The sequence below is a fragment of the Sphingomonas sp. Leaf5 genome, from assembly GCF_001421155.1.
Lineage (GTDB): Bacteria > Pseudomonadota > Alphaproteobacteria > Sphingomonadales > Sphingomonadaceae > Sphingomonas.
Genome location: NZ_LMJZ01000006.1, coordinates 13,668 through 29,848, shown reverse-complemented (window position 1 = coordinate 29,848; position 16,181 = coordinate 13,668). Strand labels below are relative to the sequence as shown.

Sequence of the window (16,181 nt, the reverse complement as noted above, 5' to 3'; positions counted from 1 at the left end):
GACGCTATGGTCCGGCCGCGATGGAGCCGACCGAACCCGACCGTTACCGCCCGTGGCGCGCCAAGCATTTCGAGGCGGCGGAGATCGATAGCCTGAAGGCACCGCCGGGCGTCGAGGACTATCTGGAGAACGCGTTCCTGTATCGTCGCATCCCGCCGGTCAGTTTTAACGGCGAACCGGTCGATACGACGATGCGCTGGTTCGCCGGATCGAGCGCCGCCTTCCTGCACGCGATCTCACGCAACCCCGGCATGACCGGGCGGCGCAAGGAGGACGATGCTGCCGACAGCATGGACGGATTGCTGGTCTGCTTCATCAGCCATGGCCGGGTCGAGGTCGAAACCGATGGTCAGTTTCTGAACGTCGAGGAGGGTGCCGTCTTCACCCTCGATACCTCGGTGCCGCACGTCATGCGCAACTATCCGGGGCATGTCGTCGCGATCTTTCTGGCGCGCTCGAGGGTAACGGCGGCTGTAGATACGGCGCGGCTCGCCGGCATTGCCGGGCGGGTGTTCACAGGCGGCGAACTGGCCGATCTCTTCGCCCTTCATGTTCGCTATATGGTCGACGCGCTCGGCAACGTGTCGCCAGCCACGTTCGACATCGCCTTGACGACCGCCGCGGACGTTGCCGTCGCGATGATCCGGCAGGCCGAGGCCAGCCCTGCCGAGGAACGCAGCCATCTGGTCGCCCGGGCCAAGACGATCATCGCCACCGCCAGTGCGGACCCTGAACTGAACACCGCGAAGATCGCAGCGATGCTCAACGTATCGCGCACCAGCCTTTACGATGCCTTTGCGGACCAGGGTTTGAAGATCGCCACCTATCTGCGCGACCACCGCCTGCGCGCGTTCCTCCAGCTGCTACGCAGTTCACCGACCGCGCCGATCCAGGATCTGGCACGAGCTGCCGGATTTGGCAGCAGCGCCTCGGACTTCACCAAGCTGTTCCGTCGCGTCTACGGTACCTCTCCGTCCGATATGCGCGCTACCTTGCTCGCGGAAAAGACTACGCAACCGGATTGAGCCAAAATCACTGCCAATCCCATTGGCGATCCCCCAAGGCGTTGGTGGAAACCCTGGATCCCACTCCTGGCAGCACGACCCTGAGAGATGAAACGCACAGCAGCGAGCGAACGTATCAGGTCCATGAACAAGCGTCCGCTTTTGGTCACCGCTAATGGCGACCCGAACGTCTGCAACTGGGTCTCCGCAGCCGCTGAGCGGCCGACCGCCGCATGACCAATCTTGCCCGCTCCCCCGATGCCAGTGGCTTTCCCGAAACCCATCGCCTTGGGAGGCTCCTAGCTTCCCGGTTCTCTGTCTCCAGGTGTCAGTTCCGAGAAAGTGCAACTCGCAGGCGTCCGTCAGCGCGACAGGCGCAGCCGGTTTCATTTCACAAGTTCCCAAACGAGAAGCGTCCACGTGTCAGGTCAACGGGATGCCATAAGCGTAAAATTTGTTGTCGCGTGTCCACCCGGCCTTTTCATAAAGGAATTGGGCGGTCGTGTTGGTGGCAGCGGTAGAGAGCGAAAGCCGCGCTGCGCCGACGTTCCGACCATACTCACATGCCCCATCCAGCAAGGCGCGTGCAGCGCCCATGCCGCGCGCGTCAGGCGAGACGAACAGGTCATTGAGGATGAACGTGCGCGCGAGCCTGGCTGACGAGAATGACGGAAATAGCTGTGCGAAACCGACAGCCCCGCTTTCCTCGCAAGCCAGCAGGATGATCGACTGCTGATGTTCGAAGCGATCGAACAGGAAAGATCGAGCGCCGATCAGGTCGGACGGTTGCTCATAAAACTGGCGGTAGGCGTCGAACAACGGCACCAGCGTGTCCAGATCAGCAATGGTGGCTTGGCGAACAATCAACGACGGCGACTCCACAACGGTTTATCCGTCCGACGACGACCGGAACGGCGACGGCACGATAGTCGATAATCCGTGTTGGGAATTGAAGCCAGCATTCCCGAAACTCGCTTCCAATGGGGGGGGGGCGTCCGACCCCTTAGGGTCAGGACTCGTTGATCACAGCCAGAAGATGACGGTGGCAGCGAGGGCGATTGCGGAGAAGAAGGCGGTGGGGCAGCGGTCGTAGCGGGTGGCGACCCGGCGCCAGTCCTTGAGGCGGCCGAACATGATCTCGATGCGGCTGCGACGCCGATAGCGGCGCTTGTCGTACCGGACCGGTTCGTTGCGCGACCTGCGGCCTGGGATGCAGGGCTGGATGCCTTTGGCCTGGAGGGCGTCCCTGAACCAGTCGGCGTCGTAGCCGCGATCACCAAGCAGCCACTGCGCCTTCGGCATGTCATCGAGCAGCGCTGCCGCGCCGGTGTAGTCGCTGACCTGGCCCGCGGTCATGAAGAAGCTCAAGGGGCGCCCGTTCGCATCGGCGATGGCGTGAAGCTTGGTGTTCATGCCGCCTTTGGTGCGGCCGATCAGGCGGCCGAGATCCCCTTTTTAACCCGCAGGCTCGATGCCGTGCGGTGAGCCTTCAGGTAGGTTGCGTCGATCATGACCGTCTGCGGCTCGGCGCCAGCTGCAGCCAGACCTTCCATCATTCGCGTGAACACACCGGCCTCGCCCCAACGCTTCCACCGATTGTACAGCGTCTTGTGCGGGCCGTACTCGCCGGGCGCATCTCGCTAGCGCAGCCCATTGCGATTGACGAATACGATGCCACTCAGCACCCGCCGATCGTCTACCCTCGACCTCCCGTGGCTCTTGGGAAAGAACGGCCGCAGCCGCTCCATCTGCTCGTCCGTCAGCCAAAACAGGTCACTCATCCCGGTCTCCTTGCGGAGCCTGAATCAGATCGCGACGCTCACATCAATGGGTCTTGACCCCAAGGCGATCAACCTTGAACGTCGTTTTAAACGTGTCCAGTCCAACTTGCCCGGTCGCAGACCATCACGACTGGTCCAGCACGACTGTTACCACAAGCACGCCAGCAACTGTCGTTGAAAGCACGAAGCTATGCTGTTTCAGGGATATCTGCAAAATCCCCATCTAAAATATACTTCATTTTCAATGCCTTGCTTATACCAATTTGGACGTCAACACCCAAGATTCGTGCTTTCGACGACAGTGGTCGCCCCGCCCAATTTTCGGGTATAAAAGCAAGCTTTCTCAAGTAGTTCCATTATCGTAGCACACTGGACGATGAGCGCGTTGCCGGGCAATGCGAGTTGCCCTAAGCTATGACCCAAACTCATTATATTTTACATAATAAGTCTTATCGGATTTGGCTCCAGCCTCGGTCAGCGGTTCAACCGACCGAATTGCAAGGCGGCGCATCTGCTGCTTTGTCCTTTGCCGCCTGCGGATTTTGTCATAGCATTCGCGGATGATTGATCGGCGCACCGTCCTCGGCTCTTCCCTCGCGCTCGGTGCCACGGCGGCGATGCCCGCGCCGTCGGTCAGCGCCGGCCGGCTCAAACAGTCGGTAAGCCGCTGGTGTTACCAGGATATTCCGCTCGACCGGCTGTGCGCGGCGGCGGCGGGCATGGGCCTGCAGGGCATCGACCTGTTGCAGCCCGCCGAATATGACGTGCCGCGCCGCTACGGGCTGCGCTGCACGATGGGCTATGCCGCCGACGTGATGACGATCGCGAACGGCCTCAACCGCCGCGAGAACCATGCGGCGATCGAGCAGGCGTTCCGCGTCGGCATCCCGCAGGCGGCGAAGGCGGGCGTGCCCAACGTCATCGCCTTTTCGGGCAATCGCCGCGGCCTGTCGGACGAGGAAGGTGCGGCGAACGCCGTCATCGGCCTGAACCGCGTCAAGCGGATCGCCGAGGATCACGGCGTGACGATCTGCATCGAACTGCTCAACAGCAAGGTCGACCATGCCGACTATATGGCCGACCACACCGCATGGGGGGTGCGCGTCGCCAGCGAGGTCAATTCGCCGCGCGTAAAGCTGCTCTACGACATCTATCATATGCAGATCATGGAAGGCGACCTGATCCGTACCATCCGCGACAACATCCGCTGGCTGGGCCATTTCCATACCGGCGGCGTGCCGGGGCGTCACAATCTGGACGCGACGCAGGAAGTGAACTGGCAGGCGGTCGCCCGCAGCATCGCCGATCTGCAATTCGACGGTTATTTCGCGCATGAATTCGTGCCCGTCGGCGATCCGTTGACCGCGCTGGCTCAGGCGGTGCGTACCTGCACGGTGTGAGCGGCGGGATGGTTTCGTTCCCGTTTCCTTGACGTCACGCCGGACGTGATCCGCCGTGCCGATGCACGATCGATGCCGCGACGTTTTCGAACGCGTCCTATCGCGGCGGTTCCTGCGCGCCACCTCCCGCACAAGCCGTCCGAAACGGCAGACGCGTCCGGCGGCAGGGCGACATACAAAAAATTGTTTTCACAATCCCTTGGGTCCTTAAAGCGTTGGTAACGACCCCGGCAATAACGGGTCCACCGTGTCGTGACGAACGACGCATGGGGACAGGCGGTACATCCGTCGCGTTATTTGAGGGAAATTCTCGGTGCATCTGTTCAACTCGGTATCCGCCACCTTGCGTTGCGGGATCTCGACCGCTGCCTTACTGACCGCGACGGCTTTTCCGGTGCATGCGCAGCAAGCGGTGCCGGCACCGGTCGCTACCACCGCCGATCCCGCAGCGGTGCCGCAGGTCGATGGCGCGGCAGAAGCGCCCGTCGATGCCGGGCCGCCCGCGACCATCGTCGTCACCGGTACGCTGTTCCGCGATTCGAACGCGAGCTCGATCTCGCCGGTGACCGTGCTGACGTCGGAGACGCTCGAACGCGCCAACATCACGACGGTACAGGACGCGATCCGTTCGGTTTCCGCTGACAGCGCCGGTTCGATCTCGACCGGGTTCCGCAACGGCTTTTCGGCCGGCGGTGCCGCCGTGTCGCTGCGCGGCCTCGGCGTTTCATCGACCGTCGTGCTGATCGACGGGCTTCGTTCGGCGAACTTTCCGCTGAACGATGACGGGCACAATGCCTATGTCGACCTGAACTCGATCCCGTTCAGCGTCGTCGACCGGGTCGAGGTGCTGAAGGACGGCGCGTCGTCGACCTATGGCGCGGACGCGATCGGCGGCGTCGTGAACCTCATCAGCAAGAAGCAGTTCCAGGGCGTCGAAGGCTCGATGCAGGGCGGCACGACCGAAAAGGGGGACGGCTCGCGCTACCGCGCCACGATGACCGCCGGCTATGGCGATTATCGCGAACAGGGCTTCAACTTCTACCTGAACGGTGAATACACCTACGACGCGTACATCACCAACAACTCGCGCGGCTATCCCTTCAACACGCTCGACCTGCGGCGAAGCGGCCTGTCCGACCGCAACCTCAACGACGAATCGCTGGTCGCGCAGAACCCGCAGGCGGTCGTGGTCCGGGTCAGCCAGAGCGATCTGAACAACCCGTTGTCGGGCAAGGTCGGTGCCCCGCTGTCCAACCAGTATCAGCTGCTCAATCCCGGTTCCTGCCCGTTCGGCACCTATACGGTGAACACGGCGGCGGCGCAGGGAACGGGCTGCGCCCACAACCTGCCCGACGAATATTCGATCATCCAGCCGCAGCAGCAACGCTATTCGACCACCGGTCGCCTGAGCATCCGCCTGAGCGACAGTTTCGAAGCGTTCGCCAGCGGCAGCTATTCGCATTCCGAAGTCGACATCAAGGGCGCGCCGACCGGCATCCGCCAGACGCAGCCGTTCGGCGGGTCGGCGGCGCTCGCCTCCAGCAGCCCGGGCATCGTCCTGCCGGTCTATGTCTGCTCGGCCGGCGTCAATTGCGCGACCGCGGCCGACCGACGCCTGAACCCCAACAACCCCTATGCCGCCGCCTTTGCCAACAATCCCGGTCAGGGGGCGGCGCGCATCTATTATTCGTTCGGCGACATCCCGGCGAACAGCCACCGCTATGTCGACGTGTTCCGCACGACGGCCGGCATCTCGGGCGATCTGGGCGGCGGTTTCAAGTTCCGTCTGAACGGCGTCTATGCCCGCGACAATTTCAGCGTCACGCAGCGCGGGTTCCTGAATATCCAGGGCCTGCTGAACGCGGTGAACACCGGCAGCTATAATTTCGTCAACCCGCAGCAGAACACCGCCGAGGTGCGCGCTCAGATTTCGCCCGACCGCACCACGCCGTCCTATTCGACGGTCGCGACGATCGGCGGTTCGCTGCTGAAGTCGGTGATGGTGCTGCCCGGCGGCGACCTGAACGCCGGTGTCGGTTTCCAGGTCCGTCGCGAGACGCTGATGAACCGCAACCAGAACCGCGACCTCAGCTATTACGGGCTGAACACGTCGTCGGCGCAGGGCCGTCAGACGGTGACCGCCGGCTTCTTCGAAATCGACGCGCCGTTCTTCCGCGAATTCGACCTGAACGTGTCGGGCCGCTACGACAGCTATTCGCAGGGCTATAACCGCTTCTCGCCAAAGGTCGGCATGAAGTTCATGCCGATCGACCAGTTCTCGCTGCGCGCGACCTATTCGAAGGGATTCCGCGCGCCGACTTTTGCCGAAAACAACCCGGCCAGCAGCTATTCGGGCTTCTCGTCGTTCACGCCGCCGGCCAGCTTCATCGCGGCGCATCCCGGCAACACGGCCTATACCGCCACCTATAACATCGGCGGCGGTTCGACCGGCAATCCCGACATCCTGCCCGAAGTCTCGCGCAGCTTTTCGGCCGGTGCCATCTTCAAGCCGGTGCGCTGGTTCAACCTGACCGTCGACTATTACAACATCAAGAAGTCGGACCTCATCATCAGCGGCCCGCTGCGCGCCAATGCGATCAAGGCCTATTACGAGCAGACCAACGCGACTGCCGGCTGTGCCGCGCTCGCGGCGGTGGGCGACGGCTATCGGTGCAACGTCATCGACGCGCCCGATCCCAACAACCCCAACGCCCTGCCCCGCCTGCTCGTGTTCAACGTGCCCTATGTCAACGCGAACTATCAGGTCAGCTCGGGCGTCGACATGCAGGCGAACCTGAACCTTCCGCTGTCGGACCGGGTACGCCTGATCAGCCGGCTGGACATCACGCAGGTCATCAATCTCAACCTCGTGACCCCGGCGGGCGTGGTACAGAAATATGCCGGTACGCTGGGGCCGTACCAGCTGTCGTCGGGCGGCGGTACGCCGCGCACCCGAGGCAATTGGCAGAACTCGGTCGAAATCGGCAATTTCGCGCTGACATCGACGACCTATTATGTCGGCCGGATCAAGCAGGTTGCCGCCGACCAGATCCCCGACGTCAACGGGGTGATCGACCTGTCGTGCAGCAAGGCGCTGACCGCGCAATGCTATATCCGGCCGTTCATCTATGCCGACCTGAACGCGGCGGTGGCGGTGAACGACAAGTTCCGCTTCTTCGTCAACGTCCAGAACGTGACCAACAACCGGGCACCGCTCGCATCGGGGGCCTATACCAGCAATCCGAACTATCTGAGCAGCTGGCATTATGCCGGTCTGGTCGGCCGGGCGTTCAGCGCAGGGGCGAACTTCAGCTTCTGAGCGTAAACGTCGATGCGTCCAGCGTCAGTCGGGGCCGATCGCAGCGATGCGGTCGGTCCCGACATCGTCGAAGTGGAGCGTCACGCGGAAACCTGGTCGGGTATTGCGAAACTCGATCCGGCCGCCCAGGCGCTGGGTGGCGGAGCGAACGATCGCGAGGCCCAGGCCGCTGCCTTCGCGCCCCGCGCTCGTCGCTAGCCGCACGAAGCGTTGTCCGACCCGGTCGAGATCGTCGTCGGGCAGGCCGGGCCCGTTATCGGCGACGCTCAGCGTCACGCTGCCGCCAGCCTCGGCGATGCCGATCGTGACCATGCCGCCATCGCCGGTATAGCGGATCGCGTTGTCGAGCAGGTTCGACAGGATTTGGAACAACAGCGTGCGGTGGCCGGCGATCGCCACGTCGGCTTCCGGCGCATCGAGATGGATGTCGACCCCCGCCTCGATCGCCTGACCGATCCGACGATTGAGGACGGCCACCACCACCTCGCGCACATCGACCCGTTCGCGGGGGGGCGATGCGCCGGCTTCCTCGGCGCGGGCAAGGGCCAGAAGTTGCGTGACGAGGCGTTCGAGCCGGTCGGCTGCATCGACGATCTCGCCAAGGGCCGCCGGATCGCCGCGCCGCGCCAGCGCGACCTGTACCTTCAGCACGGCGAGCGGCGTGCGCATCTGATGCGAGGCATCGGCGGTAAAACGGCGGATGCCGGCCGTTGCGGTGTCGAGGCGGGCTAGCAGGTGGTCGAAGGCCTCGGCAAGCGGGCGTAGTTCCACCGGGAGCGGACCGGTATCGAGGGGCGACAGGTCGGGCGTCGCCCGCGTGTCGCGCGCCGCCACCGTGCCGCGCAGTCGGGCGAGCGGACGCAGGCTCCAGCCCAGCGCCGGGCGGATCAGCAGCATTGCCACGCCGACCAGCAACACCTCGCCCAGCAGCAGCGCGACCAGCAGCCGGCGTTGCAGCGCGTGGCGTCCGTCGAGCGTCTCGGCGACCTGCACGATCACCGGCCCGTCGATGCGCGGCAGGTCGCGACGCACCTCGGCGATGCGGATCGGCTGATCGCGATAACTGGCATAGCGGAAGCGCGGCGTATCGATCGCCAGATCGGCGATGCGCGGGGCCGACAGGCCGGCATAGCCGGTCAGCAGCCGGTCACCGACCGCGATCCGGTAATAGACATTGTCGCGTTCGCTGTTTTCCAGCATCCCGAACGCGGCGGCGGGCAGGTCCATCGTCACCTCGCCGCGTTCGACCTGCACCGTTTCGGCGACCGCGCCCAGCGCGCCGCCCAGCACCCGGTCGTTGGTCCGCCGCACCACATCGGCGATCAGCGTCGCCCCGGTGAGCCCCAGCAGCACCGCGATGCCGAGCAGGGGTGCCAGCATTGCCGCGAGCAGCCGGGTGCGCAGTGCCAGTGCCCGGCCGCGGTGGTGTTCGGTGCCGGCAGGACGCTCAGCCGGCATCGAGCAGATACCCGACGCCGCGCACGGTGCGGATCGCCGGCCCATCGGGGGCGAGCTTTCCGCGCAGCCGGGTGATGTTCACCTCGATCGCGTTGGGACCGACCGGATCGTCATAGCCGAACACTTCGGATTGCAGCGTTTCGCGTGGCACGATCTGTCCGGCACGCGCCGCCAGCGCGTCGAGCACCGCCCATTCGCGCCGCCGCAGGTCGAGCACGCGATCGCCGATCTGCGCCTGTCCCGTCGACCGGTTGAGCACCAGCGATCCAATCACCAGTTCCGGCGTCGGATCACCGCCGCGCCGGCGGCCGAGCGCGCGGATACGTGCCTCCAGTTCCTCGGGCGCGAAGGGTTTGCGCAGATAGTCGTCGGCACCCAGATCCAGCCCGCGCACCCGGTCGTCGAGCGCATCGCGCGCGGTCAGCATCAGCACCGGCACCTTGTCGCCGCGCCGGCGCAGCGCCTGCAACACCGCGAACCCGTCGATATCGGGCAGCCCGACGTCGAGGATGACCAGCGCATACGGCTCGTCGGCCAAGGCGATCAGCGCGTCCTCGCCGCGCGCGACCGGATCGACCGCGTGGCCGGCGCTGCGCAGCAACGCGGCGATGCTGCGCGCCAGCGGGGCATCGTCCTCGACGATCAATATTCGCACCGGAAACCAATGCGGTGAAAGGTGGCTGACAGGTTCGATGCGTACGACATGCCCCAGTGCTTACCCGAACCGAGAGACGGGAAGCGAGAGGATGTGCATGAAACGACTCCTGATCCTGTTGATGACGCTGATCGGTCTGGCCGGGCCGGCGGTGGCGCAACGCCCGGCGGGCTATCCGCAGTCGTACGACGCGCTGATCGAAGCGGCGCGGGCCGAGGGCGGCGTGCGCGTCTATGGCAATGCCGATGCGGCGGCGATGGCGGCGCTGATCGCCGCGTTCCGCCGCACCTATCCCGGCGTCGCCGTGCGCTACGAGGTGCTCGAGTCACGCGACATCTATCGCCGCGTCGTCACCGAAGCGCAGCACCGCGTGGCCGGGGCCGACCTGATCTGGTCGTCGGGTATGGATCTGCAGGCCAAGCTGATCAACGACGGCTATGCGCAGGCCTATCACAGCCCCGAAAAGCCCGCTTTGCCCGCCGATGCGGTGTGGAAGAACATGGGATATGGCGTCACCGCCGAGCCGGTCGCCTTCGTCTACAATCGCCGGCTGATCCCGCCGGGGCGGGTGCCGCGGACCCATCAGGCGTTCGAGGCATTGTTGCGCGCCGGCCGCGTGCCGCTGACCGGCAAGGTCGCGACCTATAATCCGGCGCGATCGAACGTCGGCTATCTGTATCTGGCCGAGGATTATGCCATCACCCGCGACACCCGTTCGCTGGTACAGGCGATGGCGGCGACGCGGCCATGGCTGTCGCCGCAGACCGAACCGATGCTCGCGGCGGTTGCGGATGGCCGCATCGCCATCGCGTACAACGTCGTCGGCCCCTATGCGCTGGCCGCCGCGCAGCGCGACCGCCGCATCGGCGTGGTGTTTCCGCGCGACTATACGCTGATCGCCTCGCGCGTCGCCTTCATCGCCCGCGATGCGCGGCGTCCGGCGTCGGCGAAGCTGTTCCTCGATTTCCTGCTGTCGCGCACCGGGCAGACGCTGCTGGCCCGGCAATGGCTGTTGCCGGTGCGCAGCGACGTGCGCGCGCCGCGCCTGTCGGCCGGACAGCAGCGCCCGATCCGCGTCGGGCCCGAACTTCTCGTCAATCTCGATACGATCAAGCGCCGCCGCTTCCTGGCCGACTGGCGCGCGATCCTCACCGAAGGAAGCAAATGATGAAGCTTTTCCGAAGCGGTTGCGCGCTCGTCGCGCTGGTCGCCGCCACCCCGGCGCTGGCACAGACGCCGAGCGCCGCCGAACTGGCCGAACTGGTGCGCGCACAGGCCACCGAGATCGCGACGCTGCGCGCCCGGCTCGACCGGTTGGAGAGCGCAAGCGCCGTTGCCGCCCCGGCCACGCCCGCCACGCCCGCCGCCGTCGCACCACCGCCGGCACAGCTTGCGCAGGTGCCGTCGCAGTCGGGCGGCAACGTCACCAGCCCGTTCGCGCCGCAGTTGGTTCCCCCCGGCCCGGCCGAACGCGACGTCGCGCAGGCGCGGCAGGCCAATGCCGCCGGCGTTACCACCGAATGGGGCGCGGGCCTGCCCGTGTTCCATTCGGCCGACGGCATCTATACCTTCAAGCCGCGCGGCCGCATCCTGACCGATGTCAGCTCGACCTTCGGGTCGGACTATACCGCGCGCAACATCACCACCACCGGCATGCGTGCGCTGCGCCTCGGCCTCGAAGGCGGGGTCGGCACGCACTTCTTCTACCAGTTCGAAAGCGACTTTTCGGAGAACGAGGTCGACATCGTCACCGCGTTCATCGGGTGGCGCAACCGGATCGCGCCGGGCATCGATTACGACGTCCGCGCCGGCCACCTGTTCAACGATCGCGGGTTCGAAGGATCGACGGGTTCGGATTCGACGCCGTTCATGGAACGCACCGTCGTGTCGACCGCGATCATCCCGCAGCGTGGCTTCTATGGCATCGGCATCATGCCGCGCCTGTTCTGGAAGACCGGCCACGCGTCGCTGACGCTCACCGGCGACCGGATCGACGGTAACCAGTCGGGCAACGACAGCCGCACCGTGCTGGCCCGCGCCCATTGGAACCCGATCAAGACCGGCAACAGCGTCCTGCATCTGGGCGCATGGGGGTTCGACGAAGGGCTGGCCGCGGGCGCGACCACGCTGACCCGCAACACCGTGATCGGCGGCCGGTTCAACGGTGCGCTGCGCGTATCGTCGGGCGCGCTGACCGGCGGCACCGGCACCACCGGCTATGGCCTCGAACTCGGCGGCTATGTCGGCCCGGTGTGGCTGATGGGCGAAGCGGGGCAGCGCCATGCCCGCCTCGACGCCGGTCGCCCCGATTTTGTGAGCAAGGCGTGGAGCCTGTCGGGCGGGTGGTTCGTCACCGGCGACCTGCCGCCCTATAATCCGCGTCTCGGCAGCTTCGGACAGCCGCGCGTGCTGCGTCCGATCTTCGAAGGCGGGCCGGGCGCGATCGAGCTGACCGCGCGCTACGAGAATCTCGATTACGCCGATCTGCTGACCGGTGGACAGGGCTGGGCCGCGACGATCGGTGCCAACTGGTATCTCAACAGCTTCACCCGCTTCCAGGCCAATCTGGTCCACTGGAACACCGATAATCGCGCCGGCGCCTATGTCGGGCCGGACGACGGCCAGACCGTCATGACCCGCATCGCCGTCACCTTCTGATCCCTCGGGGAGCATTACGCATATGGATCTCGCCCTGCTCGGCTTCCTGATGGTCGCCACCTTCATGACGCTCATCATGACCAAGCGGATGACCCCGCTGGTCGCGCTGATCACCGTCCCCACCGCCTTCGCCCTGCTCGCCGGTTTCGCCGGCGGCTTGGGCGACATGATGATCGACGGGATCAAGAACCTCGCGCCGACCGGCGTGATGCTGTTGTTCGCCATCCTGTTCTTTTCGATCATGACCGATACCGGCCTGTTCGACCCGCTGGTCAACCGGTTGCTGAAGGTCGTGCATGGCGATCCGATGCTGATCCTGATCGGCACGGTCGTGTTGTGCGCGATCGTCAGCCTCGATGGCGACGGGTCGACGACCTACATCATCACCATCGCCGCGCTGCTGCCGCTGTACAAACGCTATGACATGAACCGGCTGTATCTGTGCTGCCTGCTCATGAGCACCAGCGGCGTGATGAACCTGACGCCATGGGGCGGCCCGACCGCGCGTGCCGCCAGCGCGCTGAAGATCGATCCCGCCACGCTGTTCCTGCCGCTGATCCCCGGCATGCTCGCCGGTCTCGCCTTCCTGATCGGCCTCGCCATCTGGTTCGGCCGCAAGGAACGACGCCGCATCGGCCATGTGAAGGCCAACGGACCGACCGCCTTCACCGGCATGGCGGTGTCGCAGTTCCCCGAAGCGCGCCGCTATCACCTGCGCTGGTTCAACGGTGCGCTGACGCTGGCGCTGATCGTCGGGCTGGTGGTCGGCCTGCTGCCGCTGTCGGTGCTGATGATGCTGGCGTTCGCCATCGCCATGATCGTCAACTATCCGCAGGTCGCCGAACAGAAGGAACGCATCGCGGCCCATGCCGGCAACGTCCTGTCGGTCGTGTCGCTGATCTTCGCCGCCGGCATCTTTACCGGCATCCTGTCGGGCACCGGCATGGTCGAAGCGATGAGCAAGGAAGTCGTCGGCTTCATCCCGCCGGCGCTGGGGCCGTATATGGCGCCGATCACCGCGCTGCTCAGCCTGCCCTTCACCTTCTTCATCTCCAACGACGCCTTCTATTTCGGGATGCTCCCGATCCTCGCGGAAGCCGGCGCGCATTATGGCGTGTCGCCGATCGCCATCGCTCGCGCCTCGCTGATGGGACAGCCGGTCCATCTGCTCAGCCCGCTCGTCCCCTCGACCTATCTGCTCGTCAGCCTTGCCGGTATCGACCTTGCCGATCACCAGCGGTTCACGCTGATCCCGGCGACGGCGGTCTGTGTCGTGATGACGCTGGTCGGGATGATCGTGCTCGCCTTCCCGTTCGTCAGCTGAACCGATGACTGAACTTTGGAACCATATCGTCGCGGACTTCGCCAATATCGGCAGTCCGTCTGCGCTCGCCGCCTTTACGCAGGTCGTGCTGATCGACGTGATGCTGGCCGCCGACAATGCGATCGTCGTCGGGGCGCTGGCCGCTGGCTTGCCGGCGGACATGCGGCGCAAGGTGATCCTGATCGGCGTCGGTGCGGCGCTGGTCCTGCGCGTCGCCTTCGCACTGGTCGTGACGCAGTTGTTGCAGCTTACCGGCCTCGTCTTTGCCGGCGGGCTGCTGCTGGTATGGGTCGCGTGGAAGATGTGGCGCGAACTGCGCGACCATGACGACACGCCGGGCGAGGACGGCACGCTGAAGGCCGCCGCCCCGCGCAGCTTCGCCAGCGCCGCATGGGCGGTGGCGGTCGCCGATGTCAGCATGAGCCTCGACAATGTGCTGGCGGTCGCCGGCGCGGCGCGCGAGCATCCCGGCATCCTCGCCGTNGCCGCATGGGCGGTGGCGGTCGCCGATGTCAGCATGAGCCTCGACAATGTGCTGGCGGTCGCCGGCGCGGCGCGCGAGCATCCCGGCATCCTCGCCGTCGGCCTGATCCTGTCGGTCGCGCTGATGGGCCTTGCCGCCAACGGGCTGGCGCGGGTGATCGAACGCTATCGCTGGGTCGCCTATATCGGCCTTGCCGTCATCGTCTATGTCGCCTGCCGCATGATCTACGAAGGGCTGGTCGATCCGTCGCGCGGNATCGAACGCTATCGCTGGGTCGCCTATATCGGCCTTGCCGTCATCGTCTATGTCGCCTGCCGCATGATCTACGAAGGGCTGGTCGATCCGTCGCGCGGCGTGCTGAGCCTGTTCGCTTGAAACGGGACGCGGCGAACATCGTCCTGCGCTTCGTCGCCGCGATCACGGTGGGCGGAGCCGGCGGCGCGATCTTCGCCGCGGTCGGCGCGCCGCTGCCATGGGTGCTGGGATCGATGGCCGCCTGCGCCGTCGCCAGCATCGCCGGCCTGCCGATCGCCGCCAGTGGCGCGACCCGCCGACCGATGGCGGCGGTGATCGGTCTGGTGCTCGGCAGTTCCTTCCATCCCGGCCTGATCGCGCTGGCGCGCGAATGGTGGCTACCGCTGCTGTTGCTGCCGCCGTTCCTCGCGCTGGCCGGGTTGCTGTGCGTCCTGTGGTTCCGGCGGGTCGCCGGCTTCGATCCCGCCACCGCCTATTTCGCCGGCATGCCCGGCGGCATCGCCGAAATGGTGGTGATGGGCGGCGAACGCGGTGCCGACGAACGCACCATCGGCCTGATCCATGGCGCGCGGATCTTTCTCGTCGTCTTCCTCCTGCCCTTCGTCATCCGTCATTTCCATGCGGCGGCGGCGATCGCCGCGGCACCGGTCACGTCGATCAGCCCATGGCCGTCGCCCGCGCTGTTCCTGTGGGGCGGGATCAGTCTGGCGGTGGGCCTGTTCCTCGGTCGCGCGCTGCGTCTGCCGGCATGGCATCTGATGGGGCCGCTGGCGATCAGTGCCGCGCTGCACATGACCGGCGTCACCGATTTCCGCGTACCCGGCTGGCTGCTGGCGGCGGCGCAGATCGGGCTGGGCGCGACGATCGGCTGCCGCTTCGCCGGGCTGGATCTTCGGGCGTTCGTCCGCCTGCTGGCGCTGGCCGCCGGATCGACGCTGATCCTGATGATGCTGACCTTCGTCGTCGCCATCCTGCTGGGCCGGGCCGCCGGGCTCGACATCGCGCTGCTCGCGCTCGCCTATTCGCCCGGCGGGCTGGCGGAAATGAGCATGGTCGCGATCAGCCTGTCGCTCGAACCCGGTATCGTCGTCGTCACCCATCTGGCGCGGGTCGCCATCGTCCTGCTGTTCGCCCCCCTCGCCTTTCGTTCGGAGAAGCCGTCATGACCCCAAAACCGACACCGCTCGTCCTGCTCCCGGCCATGGGATGCGACGGCCAGCTATGGGCGCGACAGGTCGTCGACCTCGGCGACATCGCCCATCCCGAACTGGGCGACCTGAGCGTCGACGACAGCCTGTCGGCGATGGCCGCCCGTGTGCTGGCCCATGCCCCGCCGCGCATCGCCGTCGCCGGGGTCAGCCTGGGCGGCTATGTCGCGCTGGAGATGATCCGCCAGGCACCCGAGCGGATCGAACGCGTCGCGCTGTTCGGGACGCGGGCGACGATGGCGATGCGCGCGCGCACCGTCGACGAACAGGGGCTGCTCGCCACCGCGCCGCATGCAGATCCGATGCTGACCCCGATCGTCAGCGGCCCGGTGCAGGCAATGGCCGAACGCGTCGGTGCCGAAGTGTTCGAACGGCAGCAGCGCGCGCTGCTCGCCCGCCCCGATCTCGACCTCGCCATCGCTGCGGTCCATGTGCCGACGCTGGTCGCGGTCGGTGATCGCGACCGCATCTGCAAGGTCGAGGATGCGCAGGCATTGGCGGATCGTATTCCCGACGCCCGCTTCCATGTCATCCGCAATTGCGGTCACCTGTCGCCGATGGAGCGATCGGGCGAGGTGACCATGTTGTTGCGCCACTGGCTGACCGACCGCTTGCGCTGACCACGGTGTCGCCTA

At 65.8% G+C, this 16,181-nt stretch carries 11 protein-coding genes and 3 pseudogenes; 10 read left to right on the top strand and 4 right to left on the bottom strand.

Annotation, left to right across the window (positions count from 1 at the left end; all coding sequences use genetic code 11):
* Nucleotides 1-20: 20 nt before the first annotated feature.
* Nucleotides 21-1,025 (top strand): AraC family transcriptional regulator, encoded by a 1,005-nt coding sequence (locus ASE50_RS06230; protein ID WP_055998366.1) that lies wholly within the window; start codon nt 21-23, stop codon nt 1,023-1,025.
* A gap of 402 nt (nt 1,026-1,427) precedes the next feature.
* Here the strand turns inward: ASE50_RS06230 and ASE50_RS06225 are convergent, their stop codons facing one another.
* Together ASE50_RS06225 and ASE50_RS18180 are read right to left on the bottom strand one after the other, a co-directional pair.
* Nucleotides 1,428-1,886: a GNAT family N-acetyltransferase gene (locus tag ASE50_RS06225; protein WP_056397204.1), complete on the bottom strand. Its 459-nt coding sequence runs from the start codon at nt 1,884-1,886 to the stop codon at nt 1,428-1,430.
* Between the two features lie 141 nt (nt 1,887-2,027).
* Nucleotides 2,028-2,785 (bottom strand): annotated as a pseudogene (locus ASE50_RS18180) (IS5 family transposase).
* A gap of 560 nt (nt 2,786-3,345) precedes the next feature.
* Between ASE50_RS18180 and ASE50_RS06210 the strand changes: the two are divergent.
* Together ASE50_RS06210 and ASE50_RS06205 are read left to right on the top strand one after the other, a co-directional pair.
* A complete protein-coding gene (locus ASE50_RS06210; RefSeq protein WP_056397201.1) occupies nt 3,346-4,185 on the top strand; it encodes a hydroxypyruvate isomerase family protein in 840 nt (279 codons plus the stop codon).
* Between the two features lie 394 nt (nt 4,186-4,579).
* Entirely contained in the window at nt 4,580-7,504 is a 2,925-nt protein-coding gene (locus ASE50_RS06205; protein ID WP_235512218.1) for a TonB-dependent receptor domain-containing protein, read from the top strand.
* Between the two features lie 24 nt (nt 7,505-7,528).
* Here ASE50_RS06205 and ASE50_RS06200 read toward each other — a convergent pair whose 3' ends face one another.
* Both ASE50_RS06200 and ASE50_RS06195 read right to left on the bottom strand, forming a co-directional pair.
* The gene (locus ASE50_RS06200; RefSeq protein WP_056397198.1) at nt 7,529-8,962 is read right to left on the bottom strand and encodes a sensor histidine kinase; all 1,434 of its coding nucleotides are present in this window, start codon (nt 8,960-8,962) and stop codon (nt 7,529-7,531) included.
* Nucleotides 8,952-9,617: a response regulator transcription factor gene (locus ASE50_RS06195; protein ID WP_200909514.1), complete on the bottom strand. Its 666-nt coding sequence runs from the start codon at nt 9,615-9,617 to the stop codon at nt 8,952-8,954. Before ASE50_RS06195 ends, ASE50_RS06200 begins: the two co-directional genes overlap by 11 nt.
* 97 nt (nt 9,618-9,714) lie before the next feature.
* On the opposite strand from ASE50_RS06195, the gene ASE50_RS06190 reads away from it, so the two are divergent.
* The 7 genes and pseudogenes from ASE50_RS06190 to ASE50_RS06165 all read left to right on the top strand — a co-directional run bounded on the left by ASE50_RS06190 (nt 9,715) and on the right by ASE50_RS06165 (nt 16,166).
* Nucleotides 9,715-10,785: an ABC transporter substrate-binding protein gene (locus tag ASE50_RS06190; protein WP_056397196.1), complete on the top strand. Its 1,071-nt coding sequence runs from the start codon at nt 9,715-9,717 to the stop codon at nt 10,783-10,785.
* Complete coding sequence (locus tag ASE50_RS06185; RefSeq protein ID WP_056397192.1) at nt 10,782-12,275, top strand: OprO/OprP family phosphate-selective porin; 1,494 nt, start codon at nt 10,782-10,784, stop codon at nt 12,273-12,275. Before ASE50_RS06190 ends, ASE50_RS06185 begins: the two co-directional genes overlap by 4 nt.
* Nucleotides 12,276-12,297: 22 nt before the next feature.
* Nucleotides 12,298-13,599 (top strand): CitMHS family transporter, encoded by a 1,302-nt coding sequence (locus ASE50_RS06180; RefSeq protein ID WP_055998178.1) that lies wholly within the window; start codon nt 12,298-12,300, stop codon nt 13,597-13,599.
* A 4-nt stretch (nt 13,600-13,603) separates the two neighbouring features.
* A pseudogene (locus ASE50_RS19435) lies at nt 13,604-14,082 on the top strand (YjbE family putative metal transport protein); the annotation flags it as partial.
* A gap of 1 nt (nt 14,083) precedes the next feature.
* Nucleotides 14,084-14,337: pseudogene (locus ASE50_RS19430) on the top strand (TerC family protein); the annotation flags it as partial.
* 117 nt (nt 14,338-14,454) lie between these two features.
* A complete protein-coding gene (locus ASE50_RS06170; RefSeq protein WP_056397189.1) occupies nt 14,455-15,504 on the top strand; it encodes an AbrB family transcriptional regulator in 1,050 nt (349 codons plus the stop codon).
* The gene (locus tag ASE50_RS06165; RefSeq protein ID WP_056508072.1) at nt 15,501-16,166 is read left to right on the top strand and encodes an alpha/beta fold hydrolase; all 666 of its coding nucleotides are present in this window, start codon (nt 15,501-15,503) and stop codon (nt 16,164-16,166) included. The genes ASE50_RS06170 and ASE50_RS06165 overlap by 4 nt, the downstream gene beginning before the upstream one ends.
* Nucleotides 16,167-16,181: the final 15 nt, after the last annotated feature.